Below are 16,031 nucleotides of genomic sequence, written 5' to 3'. Positions count from 1 at the left end.
ATCACGCACCATGGGGCCCGGAAATCCCATGCGGAAACCACCTCAGCTTTTTGCGCCAACTTATTGATCGACAACGAGCACAAACCCCGGAGACGGGCTTTACTTGTCACCATGTAAAGAAAACTCAGGCAGGCAACGGTAATCAGCCAGGGCCGGGACGGTCCAACGATGACAATCTTGTTGCAACTCGCCTGACTGGGCCGCTGTTTTCCCGCCCACGGACACAGCGGCCTTCGAGATCGCCAGGAGGGCCACCATGCTGACCTTGCTCAATCTCCTCTCGGCCGTCGCCCTGCTCATCTGGGGCACGCACATCGTGCGAACGGGCATTCTCCGCGTGTACGGCTCCAACCTGCGCCGCCTGCTCAGCCGCAGCGTGCGCCGCCGGCCCCTGGCCTTCGCCTCGGGTATCGGCGTCACCGCCCTGGTGCAGAGCAGCAACGCCACCGCGCTGCTGGTCAGTTCCTTCGTCGCCCAGGGCCTGATGCTGCTGGCGCCGGCGCTGGCGATCATGCTCGGCGCCGACGTCGGTACGGCGCTGATGGCCCGGGTGCTGACCCTGGACCTTTCCTGGCTGTCGCCGCTGCTGATCTTCTTCGGGGTGATTTTCTTCCTCTCCCGCAAACAGACCCGCCTGGGGCAGTTGGGGCGAGTCGGCATCGGCCTCGGGCTGATCATCCTCGCCCTGCAGCTGATCATCGCCGCCGCCGAACCCATCACCACCGCCAAGGGGGTGAAGGTGCTGTTCTCCTCGCTGACCGGCGACGTGCTGCTGGACGCCCTGACCGGCGCGCTGTTCGCCATGGTCTCCTATTCCAGCCTGGCGGCCGTGCTGCTCACCGCGACGCTGGCGGCCTCCAAGGTGATCTCCCTCAAGGTGGCGCTCTGCCTGGTGATCGGCGCCAACCTTGGCAGCGGCGTACTCGCGCTGCTCAGCAGCAGCCTGCAGAACCCCGCGGGGCGCCGGGTGGCCCTCGGCAGCCTGCTGTTCAAGCTGGCCGGCTGCATCCTGGTGCTGCCGCTGGTGGGGCCGCTGGCCAACTGGATCGATAGCTGGCCGATCTCCACCGCCGAACTGGTGATCGCCTTCCACCTGCTCTACAACAGCGTGCGCTGCACCCTCTGCCTGCCGCTGACAGTGCCCATGGCGCGCTTCTGCGACTGGCTGCTGCCGGACCGCCCGCAGCCCGACGATGTGGCCAAGCCGCGCCACCTCGACCCGGCCGACCTGGAAACCCCCAGCCTGGCGCTGGCCAATGCCGTGCGCGAGACCCTGCGCATGGGCGATATCGTCGAGCAGATGCTGAACAACCTGCTGCACCTGCTGCGCGGCGGCGACCCGCTGCTGGGCAAGGACATCCACCGCCTCGACGACGACATCGACGCCCTCTACACCGCCATCAAGCTCTACCTGGCGCGCATGCCCCGCGAAGACCTGGGCGAGCGCGACAGCCGGCGCTGGGCGGAAATCATCGAACTGACCATCAACCTGGAGCAGGCCGGGGACATCATCGAGCGCATGCTCGACGACGTACAGAGCAAGAACAACGCCCAGGGCCGGGCCTTCTCCGATGAAGGCCTGGGAGAGATCGTCAGCCTCCACGACCAGTTGGTGGAGAACCTGCACCTGGCCCTCTCGGTGTTCCTCAATGGCGACCTGGAAAACGCCAAGCGCCTGCGCCGCGCCAAACAGCGCTTCCGCATCCTCGAACGGCGCTTTGCCCACGCCCACGTCTCGCGGCTGCACCAGCAAGTGGTGCAGAGCATCGAGACCAGCGCGCTGCACCTGGGCCTGATCGGCGACATGAAGCGTCTCAACTCGTTGTTCTGCGCCATCGCCTATGCGGTGCTGGACAACCCGGACGCCCCCGATGCAGTCGAGGACGAGCACGCGCCTGCCGCGCCCTCGCACTTCTTCGAACCGGAGATCGGCTCGCATCGCTGAATCAAGCGCTTCACAGCGTGCCGGCCGCTTGGGCAGAATCCGGGCATGACGCCTCATGCCCCCTCCAGCGCCTCGGTCAGCGCCAGTCTGACCCAGGCCGTCCTGCACGCCGCCACCGGGCTCGGCCTCGCCCGCGAGGAACTGCTGCGCGCCAGCAGCCTCGACGAAAGCCGCCTCGCCGACCCGGACGCGCGCATCCCCTTCAGCACCCAGGAGGCACTCTGGGGAACCATCCACAGCCGCCTGCCACATCCCGAACCGGGCCTGGCCATCGGCCGGGCCCTGGCGCCCGGCCAGTTCAGCGTGCTCGGCTACCTGCTGCAGAGCAGCCCGACCCTGGGCGAAGCGCTGGAGGCCGAATTGCGCTACCAGCGGCTGGTAGGCGAGGGCGGCAGCCTGGCCCTGGAAGTGCGTGGCGATGAGCTCTGGACCCTGTACCGTCCGCTGCACCCGGCGCTGCCGGCAACCCGTGCACGCGTGCTGGCGCTGATGGCGTTCTGGCTGGAGCTGATGCGTCCGCTGCTGGCGGACCTGCGTCTGCTCAAGGCCTGTTTCGTGCACGCGGCGCCGGCCGATACCAGCCTTTACCAGCAGTGTTTCGCCTGCCCGCTGCAGTTCGAGGCGGAGGATTACGCCCTGGTACTGCCCCTGGCCTTGCGCACGGCGCCGCTGAAACAGGCCAACCCGCCACTGCAGGCGGTGCTGCGCCAGCACGCCGAGGCACTGCTGGCACGCCTGCCCAGCGAAGGATTACGGGCGCGGGTCGTCGCCCTGCTCGGCGCCCAGTTGGCCCGTGGCGAACCTGACCGCAGCGCCCTGGCCGCGGCCCTCGGCATCAGCGAACGAACCTTGCAACGGCGCCTGGCGGAAGAAGGCAGCAGCTACCAGCAACTGCTCAGCGACACCCGCCGCCACCTGGCTGAGCGCCATCTGGAGGAAAGCCGCCTGCCGATTGCCGACATCGCCGTGCTGCTCGGTTATTCCGAGCCCAGCGTGTTCTTCCGCGCCTTCCGCCAGTGGACCGGGCTGACGCCGGGGGAGTACCGGCAGAAGCACAGGAGCTGAGCCTTGGGTGCCTGACCGGCTTTCCGTAGAGGCGAATCCGCCACCGAACACAACGCCGACCTCTTTAGCCCGGACTGGACCGCAGGGTGCGCTGTGCGCACCGACTTCAGGACCAGCTTCGGCACCAGGCCAAACCGACGCTGCGCACGGCGCACCCTACCCGATGGGCCCCACAGGGATTCAACCCAGTTTTGGGGCAATGCCCCGCGCCTTGAGAAACGCCAGGAACGCCTCGCGGCTGGAGTACTTCGGCCGGTAGCCGAACTCGTCCTTCAGCCGGCGGTTGTCCAGTACCGGGCGGTAGCGCAGGAAGTCCAGCTGCTCCGGCCCGTACTGTGTCAGGCCCAGGGGCTTGAGCACGGCCAGGGCGGTACGCAGCAGACCGGCGGGCAGCGGCCGGTAGGGCTTGCCGAGGATGTCGGCGATCTCGGCCATGCTCAGCGCGCCGTCGCCGGCCAGGTTGTAGATGCCTTCGGCGCGGCGCTCCAGGCCTTCGCGGATGATCGCCACCACGTCCTGGTCCCAGATGAACACGAAGCGGCTGTCGTGCCCCTTGATGCCCAGCACCGAGCGCTTCTGGAACAGCTCGGTGATCTGGTTGTTCACCTGCTCGCCAAGGATGGTGCCAGGGCGCAGCACCAGCTGGCGCAGTTGCGGATGTCGCTTGCGCGCGTCGGCCAGCAGCAGCTCCACTTCGCGCTTGTGACGGGCGTAGGCGAAGCGTTCATGGCCGCGCAGCGGGTGCTGCTCGTCGATCCACTCGGCGTTCTCCGGGTAATAGCCATAGGCAGCGCCCGAGCTGGTGACGACCAATTGACCGACGCCCTGGGCCACGGCCGCATCCAGCACGGCGCGGGTGCCACCGACGTCGATGGCATGCAGGCGCGCCTCGCCCATGCCCAGTGGCGGGGTCACCACGGAGGCCAGGTGCACGATGGCGTCGGGCTTCCAGCGCTGCACGCAGGCGGCCACTTCGCGGGGCAAGCTGATGTCCAGTGACACCGGTTCGATATTGGCCTGGAGCGCCTGGTGGCTCAGCGGGCGGATGTCCGCGGCGACCAGGGTCCAGTCCGGATGGCGCAGAGTCAGGTCGCGCAACAGTTGTTGGCCGATGAAGCCGGCAGCGCCGGTGATCAGGACGCGCACGAGAGTTCCTCCTGGCCACGGGGCGGATTGCGCCGCCAGACGGCCACCAGCAGCAGGCCGGAAACGATGTGCCAGAGCCCCCAGAAGCCGGCCACCAGGGCCATGTCCACCTGGCCGCCGAACTGGGTGAGGATCAGCCCCAGGGCCAGCCCGGAGTTCTGCATGCCGACCTCGATGGTCAGGGCGCGGCGGTCCGCGTCGGCGAGGCCGGTCAGGCGCGAGGCGCTCCAGCCCAGCAGCAGGGCGCCGGCGTTGTGTCCAACCACCACCAGCAGCACCAGCCCGGCGTTGGCCACCAGCAATTGCCAGTTGCCCGCCGCGGCCACCACCAGGAAGAGGCCGAAGGCGAGCAGTGAGAAGCGCTTGAACCAGGGCAGCACGCGGGTGCTGAAGGCTGGTGCCAGGTTGCCCGCCGCCATGCCGGCCAGCAATGGCAGCACCAGCAGCAGTACCAGGCCGCCGATGATGCCGCTGGCGTCCACGTCCAGGCTGCTCATCTGGCCCCGCAGGAACGCAGCGGTGTCCGGGTTGAGGCTGGCGGTGGCGGCGAAGTTCAGCGGCAGGCTGAGGATCGCCAGGAGGCTCGACAGGCTGGTGACGCTCACCGACAACGCGGTATTGCCCCGCGCCAGGTGGGTGATGACGTTGGACAGGTTGCCGCCGGGGCAGGCGGCCACCAGCAGCATGCCCAGTTCGAGGCCGGGGCGCAGGTCGAGGAAGAGGGTAGCCACCAGGGTCAGCCAGGGCAGCAGCAGGCACTGGCAGAGCAGCCCCACCAGCGCCGGCAAGGGCCTTCTCAGGACCAGGAGGAAGTGGGCCAGGCGCAGTTCCAGCGCCACGCCGAAGATCAGCGCGGCGAGCACCAGCCCGAGTATCAGTTGCTGACTGCTGTCGTAGTTCATCGATGGGTTCTCTTGTTGTTCTTCTGTCGCCGCTCGCGGGGGCAAGGCCAGAGCAGCTTAGTCGCCCGTCCCGGGAGCGGCAGTGGCCGACATCGCCAGGGCGGGTGGCGAATCGCGACAACTGATGCGGGTCAATATTTGTCCACAGGCTCGTGGATAAAGTTGATGGCCACTTGATATCAGGTCATCCCGCCATGCCACGCATCCTCCCGCCCCTGCTGCTGATCAGCGATGACCGTGTGCTCGCCGACCAGGCGCGCCAGCTGCTGACCTACAACGCCCTGGAATGCACCGTGCTGACCACCAGCAGCGACTGCTCGAAGGCCCCGCTGTGCCGCTGGCTGAAGGACGCGCCGCTGAACCATTCCGGCCGTGTGCATGCCCTGCTGGGGGAGGCGGTGGAGGTGCTCGAGCGCACCCGCCACGCCTTCCGCTCCAGTGAACTGGGCCGCCTGCGCAAACGCCTCGAACAGGCACTGGGGGAGTTGCCGCCTCCCGACGACTGAGGTAAAAACGGGGCCGCAAGGTTCCGCCAACGCGGAAGCCGGCTTTGCCGGGCAGGACGTTAGGGGCCTGCAAGACAAAGCGCCGTGATCGGCATCTCCTCCGGGGATGTCGATCACGGCGCTTTTTTTATGCCCGCAGAAAACATCCAAGGGAGGATGCATGGGCCTGGAACGACAACTCGAGGGAATGCTCGGCCGCATCGGCCTGTCACGTGCGGAAGTCACGATGCGCTGCCGTTATCTGGACTGGCAGGACGAGGACGCGGCACACCTGGCCAGCCGGGGCGCAAGCCTGGACGACTGCCACCAGGCCTTCGTCGAACGCCTGTACGACCATCTGGCGCAGTTCGGGCCCATCGCCGGCATCCTCCGCGACCCCGTCACCCTTCAACGCCTCAAGCACAGCCAGCTCGACTACTACCAGCGGCTCTGGCGCGGTCCTTACGACCGTGGCTATGTGCTCGACCGGTTGCGCGTGGGCCTGGTGCACCAGCACGTGGGGGTGGACCTCAAGTGGTACCTGGGCGCCTACCGCCTGTACCTGGATCACATGCTCGGCGCACTGCTGGGCGAAGGCGCGGACCAAAGGATCTACGCCAGCCTGCTGAAGGCAGTGTTCTTCGACATGACACTGGCCATCGACACTTACAGCAGCGCACAACGCCAGGCCCTGGAGGACAGCGAAGCGCGCTTCGCCCGGGCCCTGCGCGGGGCCAACGACGGCCTCTGGGACTGGGACCTGGAAACGGACCGGATCTACTTCTCCGAACGCTGGGCGGCGATGCTTGGCCTGGGCCGCGACAGCCTGGGCGAAGGCAGCACCAGCTGGTTCGGCCGGGTTCATCCGGACGACCTGCCCGGCTTGCGCCAGTCGGTGGATGCCCACCTGCGCGGCGACACGCCCTGGCTGAACCATGAGTACCGCATCCGCCGTCGCGACGGGGCCTACCTCTGGGTGCTGGTACGCGGCGTGGCGGAACAAGGGCGCATGGCCGGTTCGCAGACCGACATCAGCCAGCGCAAGCTCTCCGAACAGCAACTGCGCCACGCCGCCCGCCACGATCCCCTGACCGGCCTGGCCAACCGCCTGCGCCTGGACGAGTTGCTGCAACAGGCACTGCAACGTCGCCAGCGTCCCGGGGCAAGGGAGGCCGGGCTGCTGTTCATCGACCTCGACCGCTTCAAGCTGATCAATGACAGCCTGGGCCACGCCATGGGTGACCGCGTGCTGGTGGAGGTGAGCCAGCGCCTTACCCGTTGCCTGCGTCCGGGGGACCACCTGGTGCGGTTCGGCGGCGACGAGTTCGTGGTGCTGCTGGACGACCTGGCCTGCCTGGCCGACGCCGAACAGGTCGCCCAGCGCATGCTCGACAGCCTGCACCAGCCCCTGCACCTGGACGACCACAGCCTGGCGGTCAGCGCCAGCATCGGCATTACCGGGCTGCTGGCCGAGGGGCAGGCGGTGGATACCCTCCAAGCCGCCGACCTGGCCCTGTACCGCGCCAAGGAAGCCGGCAAGGCCCAGTTCGCCCGCTACAGCACCGAACTGCAGGCTGCCGCCCAGAAGCGCCTGGACCTGCACAACGCCCTGGCCCACGCGCTGGCCCGCGAAGAGTTCGAACTGCATTACCAGCCGATCTGCCGCATCGATGGCAGCCGACCGCAGGTCACCGCGGTCGAGGCCCTGCTGCGCTGGCGCCGGAATGGCCGGCTGGAATCGCCACTGCAGTTCATTCCAGCGCTGGAGGAATCCGGCGAGATCATCGCGGTCGGCGACTGGGTGCTGCGGGAAGCCTGCCGGCGGACTCGCCGCTGGCAACTGGCAGGCCAGCAGGACCTGCGCTGCTCGGTGAATCTCTCCAGCCGGCAGCTGCTGCAACCAGGATTCGCCCAGCGGGTCGCGGCCATCCTGCGCGAGTGCGGGCTGCGCCCCACCAGCCTGGTGCTGGAGATCACCGAGAGCCTGCTGATGCAGGACAGCGCCGAGACCCTGGCATGCCTGCGCGAACTGGCCGTGCTCGGGGTCCGCCTGGCCCTGGACGACTTCGGCACCGGCTATTCCTCCCTCGGCTACCTCAAGCGCTTCCCGTTGCAGATCCTCAAGGTGGACCGCAGCTTCATCGGCGGCGCGCCGGACGATCCCGAACTGAACGCCATCTCCCGAGCCATCATCGGCCTGGGCCGCAGCCTCGGCCTGGAAGTAGTGGCCGAGGGCGTCGAAGACCCGGCCCACCTGGACTTCCTGCTTGGCCAGGACTGCCGCTACGCGCAGGGGTACTGGTTCAGCCGCCCCCGGCCGCCGGGCATGCTCGAACCGCTGTTGCTGGGCGAGGAAGGGTTCGAAGGCGAGGGCTGCCTGCCAGGTCCGGCCACCGGGCCCCGGGAAGATAGCCAGGGGAGCCGCCGATGAAGATCAACTTGCCGGTGAGCGGACGAGCGGTGGAGTTCGACGCCAATGCCAACATCCTCTCCACCACGGACCTGAAAGGGATCATCACCCACGTCAACGACGACTTCCTGGCCATCAGCGGCTTCGACCGCGACGAACTGCTGGGGCGCAGCCACAACCTGGTGCGTCACCCGGACATGCCGCCGCAAGCCTTCGCCCATCTCTGGCAGACCCTCAAGGACGGCCGCAGCTGGATGGGGCTGGTGAAGAACCGTTGCAAGAACGGCGACCACTACTGGGTCAGCGCCTATGTCACGCCGGTGCTGCGGGACGGCAAGGTGGTGGAATACCAGTCGGTGAGAACCCGCCCCGATTCCGTCCAGGCTGCAGCTGCAGAACAGCTCTACACAAGCCTGCGGGAGGGGCGCCGACCCAGTGCCCTGCGGCGTCCGCTCCTCGGCCTGGGTGCACGCCTGCTGGCGGGTTGCGTCGCTGCCGGCCTCTCCGGCCTGGGCCTCGCCCAGCTACTCGACGGCATGCTGCCGTTGGCCGGTGTTCCCGCCGCCCTCGCCAGCCTCGGGGTCTGCGGTGCCTGGATCCACTGGCAGTTGCGTCCCCTGAGCGCACTGCTGGAAAAGGCCAGGCGCATCGCTGACAACCCCATCGGCCAGTGGCTCTATTGCGGCCGGACCGACGAATTCGGCGAACTCGACTTCGCCATGCGCATGCTGGAAACCGAAACGGGTGCCGTGGTCGGGCGTATCGCCGAATCCGCCCGGCAACTGGCGGGCCATGCCGGCCACCTGGCGTCGTCGGTGACCAGCACCAGCGCTGCGACCCGCCGCCAGCAGCTGGACACCGAGCATGTCGCCAGTGCCATCGAGCAGATGGCCTGCAGCGTCCAGGAAGTGGCCCGCAGCGCCCAGCAGAGCGCCACCGCCGCCGACCAGACCGACGCTGCCGCGAGCGCCGGCCGGGAAGAAGTGGATGCCACCCGCCTGCACATCGCCAGCCTCGACGAAGAGGTTCGCCAGGCCAGCGGCACCGTGCAGGCACTGCGCAGCCACAGTGGCGATATCAGCCAGATCCTGGAGGTGATCCGCAGCATCGCCGAACAGACCAACCTGCTGGCGCTGAACGCTGCCATCGAGGCGGCGCGCGCGGGCGAGGCCGGCCGTGGATTCGCGGTGGTCGCCGACGAGGTGCGGGCCCTGGCTTCGCGGACCCGGCACTCCACGGAAGAGATCCACACACTGATCGCCAGACTCCAGCAGGGCGCCGGCGATGCCGTGGAAGCGATGCAGCAGAGTTGCCGGCAGGCATCCGCGAGCCTGGGGCAGGCGTTACGCGCCAGCGACTCCCTGGCCCGGATCAATGGCCAGGTCAGCGAAATCAGCAGCATGAGCCTGCAGATCGCCAGCGCGGTGGAGCAGCAGAGCGCCGCCAGCGAGGAGATCCAGCGCAGCCTGGCGAGCATCCGTATCGCCGCCGACAGCAACGCCGAAAGCAGTGGCCACAGCCAGCACAGCGCCCACCAGGTGGCGGACCTGGCGGCGGAACTGCAAGCACTGGCCCAGCAATTCTGGGAGAGGCGCCACCGGCACGGCTGAAGCATTGCCAGACATCGAACCCTGGGCGAGAGTGCCAGCATTTCCCCGGAGCAGGACGCCATGTCGATCAGGAAGCTGCGCATCAGCGATATCGAAGCCTTGCATCGCCTCTTCGCCGAGGTCAGCGCCGAGGGTGAGTTCCTGCTGCGAGCCGAGGCGCCGCCCATCGAGCAGATGCGGGCGATGCTGCTGCGCTCGCTGCCACTGGACCTGCCGCAGTTCGTTGCCGAAGTCGAAAGCGACCTGGTGGGGTCCATCGAGGTCTTCCCCGCGAGCTTCTGCGGTATGAAGGATGGCTCCGGGGAAGACTTCGGCGTGCTCGGCATGCAGGTTAAGAAGGCTCACCGCAACCGGGGCCTGGGCGGCAACCTGATGGAAGTGGCGCTCGAACATTGCCGCCGGCTCGACATGCGCCGGGTGGAGCTGACGGTGCTGAAGTCCAACGCGACGGCCATCCGCCTCTACGAGCGCTTCGCCTTTCGCTGGCTGACGGACCTGCCGCCGGTGACCCTGCCCAACGGCCGCACCGACCAGCCGCAGAAGATGCGCCTGCTGCTGGGCTGAGCCGCAGGCCGTCAGCCCGGCGCCGGCGCGCCTTCTCAGGGCTCCCGGCGGGCAGTATCCTGCGCGCCTTCGCCCCCAGCCCAGTCGCGACCGATGCTGCTGTCCACCTTCAAACCCCAAGTGCTCAAGCTCATCGAGCTGCTGCAACGCCATCCACGGCTGATCGCCCTCTACGGCTTCTGCTCCGGCATGGCGAGCTTCTTCCTGGTGGACCGGGGCGCGCGGGTGGCCAAGGTGATCGCCATCCTGCTGCTGGTGAGTTGGCTCTGGTTGATGCTGGAGAACCTGTTCCGACGCAGCGTCGAGCGCCTGTTCGGCATCGAGCTGCCGCCACCCCTGATGCGCTTCCTGACCCAGCTGATCCACCAGGAAAGCCTGTTCTTCGTGCTGCCGTTCTTCGCCATCACCACCAGCTGGAACAGCGGCCAGGCCCTGTTCACCGGGCTACTGGGCGTGGCGGCGCTGTGCTCGATCACCGACCCGATCTACAACCGCCACCTGGCGCCGCGACGCTGGCTGTTCCTGGCCTATCACACGCTGACGCTGTTCGCCGTGCTGCTGGCCGCGCTGCCGCTGATCCTCCAGCAGACCACCGCGCAGAGCTACCGCTGGGCACTGGGCACCGCCGTCGCACTGTCCTTCGTCAGCCTGCTCGGGGTGTTTCGTGGGCAACGCTGGTGGCGGGTGCTGGGCCTGGCGGTACTGATCCTGGCCCTGGGCGGGCTGGGCTGGGTGACGCGGGTCTGGGTGCCGCCGGCGACGCTCTGGCTGACCGAAGTGGCGGTGACGCCGGACCTGGATAACCACCAGCGCACCCCGGGCGATGGCGTGGAAGAAGTCAGAGCCGCCGAACTGCGCAGCAAGGGCTTGTACGCCTACACCTCGATCAATGCACCGCGCGGGCTTAACGAGCGCATCTACCACGTGTGGCGCTTCAATGGCCGCGAAGTGGACCGCATCGCCCTGGACATCCACGGCGGCCGTGAAGCTGGCTACCGCGCCTGGACCCACAAGCAGAATTTCCCCGGCAACCCGGTGGGGCGCTGGCAGGTCCAGGTCCTGACTGAAGCGGGGCAGATGATCGGCACCCTGCGCTTCAAGGTCACCCCATCCGAGCTGCCGCCCAAGCCCCACTGACATGTGCAGGAGCGAATTCATTCGCGAATGAGTTCGCTCCTGCACATCGCGACTCAGCCGAAGAACCAGTAGCAGACGCCGATGGACGCGAGCACGCCGGACAGGTCCGCCAGCAGGGCGCAGCCCACGGCATGGCGGGCACGCTGGATGCCCACGGAGCCGAAATACACCGCCAGCACATAGAAGGTCGTCTCGGTGCTGCCCTGCATGGTGGCGGCCACCAGCGCGGGGAAGCTGTCGACGCCCTGGGTCTGGATCGTCTCGATCAACATGGCCCGCGCCGCGCTGCCGGAGAAGGGCTTGACCAGGCCGGTGGGCAGCGCCTCGACGAAGCGGCTGTCCAGCCCCAGGCCTTCCACCGCCCAACGGATGACATCGAGCAACTGGTCCAGGGCTCCCGAGGCGCGCAGGGCACCTACGGCGCACAGCATGGCGACCAGGTAGGGCAGGAGGTTCTTCGCGACGTCGAAGCCTTCCTTGGCGCCTTCCACGAAAGTCTCGTAGATCGGCACCTTCTTCAGCGCCCCCATCAGCAGGAAGCAGAGGATCAGGGCGAACAGGGTCAGGTTGCCGAGCAGCGAAGACAGCGCCGTCAGCGCGGTCGCCGACAGGCCGGCCAGCACCGCCATGAACCCGCCGAGCAGGAGCGCGGCGCCGCCGAACCAGGCGAGCAGGACCGGGTCGGTCAGCTTGATCCGCTGCATGAAGGCCACCGAAAGCAGCGCCGTCATGGTGGAGATCGCGTTGGCCAGGAGGATCGGCAGGAACACCAGGGCGGGATCCGTGGCACCGGCCTGGGCGCGGTACATGAAGATGGTCACCGGCAGCAGCACGAAAGAGGAGGCGTTCATCACCATGAACAGCACCTGGGCGTTGCTCGCCGAGATGCTGCTGGGGTTGAGCTCCTGCAGCGCCTTCATCGCCTTGAGGCCGATCGGCGTGGCCGCGTTGTCCAGGCCCAGGCCGTTGGCGGTGAAGCTCAGGGTGACCAGGCCGAGCGCATGATGCCCCCGCGGGACCTCCGGCATCAGGCGGGCGAACAACGGGCCGAGCAGCCGCGCCAGGATATCCACCAGGCCGGCCTTCTCGGCGATGCGCAGGAAGCCCAGCCACAGGGTCAGGGTCCCGAACAGCAGGACCATCACATCCACCGAGAGCTTGGCCATGGCGAACAGGCTTTCCACCATCGCCGCCCACACCCCCGGGTCCCCCCCGATCCAGCGCACCAGCGCGGCCACCGCCGCCACCAGGAAGAAGCTCAGCCACAGGCCGTTGAGCATTTGCAGTCCCCCAGAAATCAGTGAGGCGGATTCTAGCGGGGCAGCTCGTACAGCGGCGAATTCAATCTGCCTTTGAGTCCGTGCAATACCAATCCTCCCTCACCCCCGGCCCCTCTCCCTGAAGAGGAGAGGGGAGATAAAAGCAGAAAGCCCCGACCAGGTCGGGGCTTTCTCGTTCAGCGCGGCGCGATCTCAGTCAATGACCGCACGCCCCTTGGGCGAGGCTTCGGCGCTCGGCAGGGAGGCCAGGTAGCGCAGGCCCTTCTCGGCGTCGTACATGCCTTCCCACTTGGCGATCACCAGCACCGCCAGGGCGTTGCCGATCACGTTCAGGGCGGTGCGCGCCATGTCCATGATGCGGTCGACACCGGCGATGAAGGCCAGGCCTTCCAGCGGGATGCCGACGCTGCCCAGGGTGGCCAGCAGGACCACGAAAGACACGCCCGGAACGCCGGCGATGCCCTTGGAAGTGACCATCAGGGTCAGCACCAGCAGCAGCTGCTGGCCAACGGACAGGTCGATGCCGTAGAGCTGGGCGATGAAGATCGCGGCGATGCTCTGGTACAGGGTCGAGCCGTCGAGGTTGAAGGAGTAGCCGGTGGGCACCACGAAGCTGCTGATGGCACGCGGCGCGCCGTAGGCTTCCATCTTCTCGATGATGCGCGGCAGCACGGTCTCGGAGCTGGCGGTGGAGTAGGCGAGGATCAGTTCGTCCTTGAAGATGCGCATCAGCGTGGTGATGGAGAAGCCGAACAGGCGGGCCACCAGGCCCAGCACCATGAAGGCGAAGAAGGCGATGGCGAAGTAGACCAGCACCACCAGCTTGGCCAGCGGCAGCAGGGAGGCGAAGCCGAAGTTGGCCACGGTCACGGCGATCAGCGCGAAAACACCGATGGGCGCGTACGCCATGATCATGTGGGTGACCTTGAACATGGTCTCGGACACCCCCTGGAATACCTTCACCAGGGGTTCGCGGGTCTCGCCCGGCAGGCTGGACAGGCCAAGGCCGAACAGCACCGAGAAGAAGATGATCGGCAGCATCTCGCCACGGGCCACGGCGGCGAAGATGTTGGAGGGGATCAGGTTCAGCAGGGTCGAGATCAGTGCATGGTCATGCTGCACTTCCTGGGCGGTCTGCTGGTACCTGGAGATATCCACCGTACCCAGGGTGCTCATGTCGATGCCGGAGCCGGGCTGGAAGAAGTTGGCCAGCAGCAGGCCGACCACGATCGCCACCGTGGTGATGATCTCGAAGTAGATGATGGTCTTCAGGCCGATGCGGCCGAGCTTCTTGGCATCGCCCACGCCGGCGATGCCGACGATCAGCGAGGCGATGACGATCGGGATGACGATCATCTTGATCATGCGGATGAAGATATCGCCCGCCGGTTGCAGGACGTTGGCGATCCACCAGGCCTTTTCCGCGCTGAAGTGGTTGAGCAGGGCGCCAATGGCGATACCCAGCACCAGCCCGATGAGAATCTGCCATGCGAGGCTCAGTCTGGCCTTGGTCATAGTCGTCACCCTCTGATTTCTTGTGGAAGTCGGGAGCACGGCACCGTCCGGGATGGCCGGGCGGACCGCAAAAAGGGGCGACATGATTCATAGGAGGCTAACGATCGTCTAATGCCGTAACCGCCTACCCCATGCCGAATCGGCATGACCAAAACCAGATGGGACGATGGTTCCAGAGGCCGCGCAATAGCATTTCCGGCATGGGATATTCCGTTGAAGCTACGGCGGCAAAGTGCGTGAGCACCATCTAGGCTGTCTGGGTCCGACCCGCTCGGGTCCCAGAATTTCGATCGGATGGAGAGCTGAAATGAAGAAGGTCCTGGTGCTCTATTACTCGATGTACGGTCATATCGAACGCATGGCGGAATCGGTCGCCGAAGGTGCCCGCAGCGTTCCGGGCGTGGAAGTCACCCTCAAGCGCGTGCCGGAAACGATGCCCGAGGATCTGGCCCGCAAGGCCGGCGCGAAGCTGGACCAGGCCGCGCCGGTGGCCAGTCCACAGGAACTGGCGGACTACGACGCGATCCTGTTCGGTACACCCACCCGCTTCGGCAACATGAGCGCGCAGATGCGCAACTTCCTCGACCAGACCGGCGGGCTCTGGGTGAAGGGGGCGCTGATCGGCAAGATCGGCAGCGTCTTCACCTCCACCGGGACCGGCGGCGGCTCGGAAACCACCATCACCTCCTTCTGGCATACCCTGGCCCACCACGGAATGTTGCTGGCCGGGCTGCCTTACTCGGCACCGGAACTCACCGACATCAGCGAACTGCGCGGCGGCTCGCCCTATGGCGCAGCCACGGTGGCCGGTGCCGACGGCTCGCGCATGCCAAGCGCCAAGGAACTGGCCCTGGCGAAGTTCCAGGGCGCACACGTGGCGACCTTGGCTAGCAAGATGCAGTGAGCGAAGGTGAACAATCTGTGGGGGCGGATTCATTCACCAGGGGATGCACAGCATCCCCGATAGGCCAGCAGGCGGACCTCCGCTCTGCAAGGCGATTGAAATCGCCCCTTCATAGGGTGCTGTAGCTGCGTGGCGCTTTCCGCTGCCCGCCGGGAGCTGGAGGTTATCCAGCTCCCGGCAGCAGCTCTCCTGACCTGGCCCGCATGATTGCGGAGGCACCCCTTCTGCCCCTGGGTCACGCCGCTCCTGACGACGCGGAACAACCCGGCCCCCTGGTCCCTCGGCCCATCGGCGGGCCTGGTTCCCTCTGGTCTCGATACCAGTTCGGGTCCGCCTTCAATTGCTCGTCGAGGATGCGCCGGACTTCGTCATCCGGCTCGCCGAGCCAGCGGAAACTGGCATGTCGACTGGGCGACTTACCGGACGGCAATCCATCCGGTACCTGCACATAGAGTCCCCGGACGGCGTCCTTGTTCCAGCTGAAGGCGACATAGCGGTGCTGGTTGCAGCAACTCCTCGCTTCGCAGAGCTCGCCCACCAGGAACCTGTCGCCCTTGTCTTCCACACTCTCCTGCCAGGTCTCCCGATACCCGGGATCACTGCCAGGCAATTCGTTGAGCCGATGCTGGGCATCCCTGTCGGCGGCCAGCGCCGAGGGGCCGGCCAAATCCGCGCGCCAGGCGACCGGCACCTTGTCCAGGCATTCCATGCAACCGCCTCAGGGCGCTCGTCGACCAATGATGAAGGACACCACGAACAACACCAGGAAGATGACGAAGAGGATCTTCGCGATGCCCGCGGCGGTCCCGGCGATGCCGCCAAAACCCAGCACGGCGGCAACGATGGCAATGACGAGAAAAGTAAGTGCCCAGCTCAACATGGCCTTCTCCTTCTGCTTTGACGTTTTCAGCGCAGCGGCCGACGGCACGGCTGCACCTTGACGATCGGCACGACGCAGCGCGTCGAGTCGATGGATGTTGCAAACCCGAGGAAGGCACCGCGCGGCGAGGCAAGGCAGCACAGCGAAGAGGCCAGGACAGCGGCAAGACTCCACATGGCGAAGCTCCT

At 66.9% G+C, this 16,031-nt stretch carries 15 protein-coding genes; 8 read left to right on the top strand and 7 right to left on the bottom strand.

Features of this window, described 5'->3' with window-relative positions:
• Positions 1-256: 256 nt before the first annotated feature.
• Positions 257-1,945, top strand: coding sequence for a Na/Pi cotransporter family protein (locus FXN65_RS00570; protein WP_151131162.1), 1,689 nt, complete (start codon positions 257-259; stop codon positions 1,943-1,945).
• A 45-nt stretch (positions 1,946-1,990) separates the two neighbouring features.
• Positions 1,991-3,010 (top strand): AraC family transcriptional regulator, encoded by a 1,020-nt coding sequence (locus FXN65_RS00565; RefSeq protein ID WP_151131161.1) that lies wholly within the window; start codon positions 1,991-1,993, stop codon positions 3,008-3,010.
• 180 nt (positions 3,011-3,190) lie between these two features.
• On the opposite strand, the gene FXN65_RS00560 is transcribed toward FXN65_RS00565, so the two are convergent.
• Together FXN65_RS00560 and FXN65_RS00555 are read right to left on the bottom strand one after the other, a co-directional pair.
• Entirely contained in the window at positions 3,191-4,156 is a 966-nt protein-coding gene (locus FXN65_RS00560) for an NAD-dependent epimerase/dehydratase family protein (protein ID WP_151131160.1), read from the bottom strand.
• A complete protein-coding gene (locus FXN65_RS00555; protein ID WP_151131159.1) occupies positions 4,144-5,058 on the bottom strand; it encodes a bile acid:sodium symporter family protein in 915 nt (304 codons plus the stop codon). Before FXN65_RS00555 ends, FXN65_RS00560 begins: the two co-directional genes overlap by 13 nt.
• Before the next feature lie 194 nt (positions 5,059-5,252).
• On the opposite strand from FXN65_RS00555, the gene FXN65_RS00550 reads away from it, so the two are divergent.
• From FXN65_RS00550 to FXN65_RS00530, 5 genes are all read left to right on the top strand, one after another.
• Positions 5,253-5,564: a hypothetical protein gene (locus FXN65_RS00550; protein ID WP_151131158.1), complete on the top strand. Its 312-nt coding sequence runs from the start codon at positions 5,253-5,255 to the stop codon at positions 5,562-5,564.
• A gap of 160 nt (positions 5,565-5,724) precedes the next feature.
• The gene (locus FXN65_RS00545) at positions 5,725-7,974 is read left to right on the top strand and encodes a putative bifunctional diguanylate cyclase/phosphodiesterase (RefSeq protein WP_151131157.1); all 2,250 of its coding nucleotides are present in this window, start codon (positions 5,725-5,727) and stop codon (positions 7,972-7,974) included.
• Positions 7,971-9,563: a methyl-accepting chemotaxis protein gene (locus FXN65_RS00540; protein WP_151131156.1), complete on the top strand. Its 1,593-nt coding sequence runs from the start codon at positions 7,971-7,973 to the stop codon at positions 9,561-9,563. Before FXN65_RS00545 ends, FXN65_RS00540 begins: the two co-directional genes overlap by 4 nt.
• A 60-nt stretch (positions 9,564-9,623) precedes the next feature.
• Positions 9,624-10,127: a GNAT family N-acetyltransferase gene (locus FXN65_RS00535; protein ID WP_151131155.1), complete on the top strand. Its 504-nt coding sequence runs from the start codon at positions 9,624-9,626 to the stop codon at positions 10,125-10,127.
• A gap of 93 nt (positions 10,128-10,220) precedes the next feature.
• Positions 10,221-11,264 carry a DUF5924 family protein gene (locus FXN65_RS00530; RefSeq protein WP_151131154.1) on the top strand — a complete coding sequence of 348 codons (1,044 nt, stop codon included), beginning with the start codon at positions 10,221-10,223 and terminating at the stop codon, positions 11,262-11,264.
• 53 nt (positions 11,265-11,317) lie between these two features.
• Here FXN65_RS00530 and FXN65_RS00525 read toward each other — a convergent pair whose 3' ends face one another.
• Positions 11,318-12,544, bottom strand: a complete 1,227-nt coding sequence (locus FXN65_RS00525) for a nucleoside recognition domain-containing protein (protein ID WP_151131153.1) — start codon at positions 12,542-12,544, stop codon at positions 11,318-11,320.
• Positions 12,545-12,736: 192 nt separating this feature from the next.
• On the bottom strand, positions 12,737-14,059 hold the full coding sequence (gene gltP, locus FXN65_RS00520; RefSeq protein WP_151131152.1) for a glutamate/aspartate:proton symporter GltP: 1,323 nt from the start codon (positions 14,057-14,059) through the stop codon (positions 12,737-12,739).
• Positions 14,060-14,366: 307 nt separating this feature from the next.
• Here gltP and wrbA point away from each other — a divergent pair, with 307 nt between their 5' ends.
• Positions 14,367-14,963: an NAD(P)H:quinone oxidoreductase gene (wrbA, locus tag FXN65_RS00515; RefSeq protein WP_151131151.1), complete on the top strand. Its 597-nt coding sequence runs from the start codon at positions 14,367-14,369 to the stop codon at positions 14,961-14,963.
• A 235-nt stretch (positions 14,964-15,198) separates the two neighbouring features.
• Here wrbA and FXN65_RS00510 read toward each other — a convergent pair whose 3' ends face one another.
• Genes FXN65_RS00510 through FXN65_RS27820 form a run of 3 tightly spaced genes read right to left on the bottom strand, consistent with a single transcriptional unit; the run spans position 15,199 to position 16,019 of the window.
• Entirely contained in the window at positions 15,199-15,672 is a 474-nt protein-coding gene (locus FXN65_RS00510) for an Ivy family c-type lysozyme inhibitor (protein ID WP_151131150.1), read from the bottom strand.
• Between the two features lie 9 nt (positions 15,673-15,681).
• On the bottom strand, positions 15,682-15,843 hold the full coding sequence (locus tag FXN65_RS00505; RefSeq protein ID WP_151131149.1) for a DUF1328 domain-containing protein: 162 nt from the start codon (positions 15,841-15,843) through the stop codon (positions 15,682-15,684).
• Positions 15,844-15,869: 26 nt separating this feature from the next.
• On the bottom strand, positions 15,870-16,019 hold the full coding sequence (locus FXN65_RS27820; RefSeq protein WP_178119256.1) for a hypothetical protein: 150 nt from the start codon (positions 16,017-16,019) through the stop codon (positions 15,870-15,872).
• Positions 16,020-16,031: the final 12 nt, after the last annotated feature.

The sequence above is a fragment of the Pseudomonas lalkuanensis genome (genome assembly GCF_008807375.1).
Lineage (GTDB): Bacteria > Pseudomonadota > Gammaproteobacteria > Pseudomonadales > Pseudomonadaceae > Metapseudomonas > Metapseudomonas lalkuanensis.
This window is presented reverse-complemented; position numbering and strand designations above follow the sequence as displayed.

Coding starts and splice junctions, on each gene's coding strand:
- FXN65_RS00570 (WP_151131162.1), top strand. CDS start 257: ATGCTGACCTTGCTCAATCTCCTCTCGGCCGTCGCCCTGCTCATCTGG.
- FXN65_RS00565 (WP_151131161.1), top strand. CDS start 1,991: ATGACGCCTCATGCCCCCTCCAGCGCCTCGGTCAGCGCCAGTCTGACC.
- FXN65_RS00555 (WP_151131159.1), bottom strand. CDS start 5,058: ATGAACTACGACAGCAGTCAGCAACTGATACTCGGGCTGGTGCTCGCC.
- FXN65_RS00550 (WP_151131158.1), top strand. CDS start 5,253: ATGCCACGCATCCTCCCGCCCCTGCTGCTGATCAGCGATGACCGTGTG.
- FXN65_RS00545 (WP_151131157.1), top strand. CDS start 5,725: ATGGGCCTGGAACGACAACTCGAGGGAATGCTCGGCCGCATCGGCCTG.
- FXN65_RS00540 (WP_151131156.1), top strand. CDS start 7,971: ATGAAGATCAACTTGCCGGTGAGCGGACGAGCGGTGGAGTTCGACGCC.
- FXN65_RS00535 (WP_151131155.1), top strand. CDS start 9,624: ATGTCGATCAGGAAGCTGCGCATCAGCGATATCGAAGCCTTGCATCGC.
- FXN65_RS00530 (WP_151131154.1), top strand. CDS start 10,221: ATGCTGCTGTCCACCTTCAAACCCCAAGTGCTCAAGCTCATCGAGCTG.
- FXN65_RS00525 (WP_151131153.1), bottom strand. CDS start 12,544: ATGCTCAACGGCCTGTGGCTGAGCTTCTTCCTGGTGGCGGCGGTGGCC.
- gltP (WP_151131152.1), bottom strand. CDS start 14,059: ATGACCAAGGCCAGACTGAGCCTCGCATGGCAGATTCTCATCGGGCTG.
- wrbA (WP_151131151.1), top strand. CDS start 14,367: ATGAAGAAGGTCCTGGTGCTCTATTACTCGATGTACGGTCATATCGAA.
- FXN65_RS00510 (WP_151131150.1), bottom strand. CDS start 15,672: ATGGAATGCCTGGACAAGGTGCCGGTCGCCTGGCGCGCGGATTTGGCC.
- FXN65_RS00505 (WP_151131149.1), bottom strand. CDS start 15,843: ATGTTGAGCTGGGCACTTACTTTTCTCGTCATTGCCATCGTTGCCGCC.
- FXN65_RS27820 (WP_178119256.1), bottom strand. CDS start 16,019: ATGTGGAGTCTTGCCGCTGTCCTGGCCTCTTCGCTGTGCTGCCTTGCC.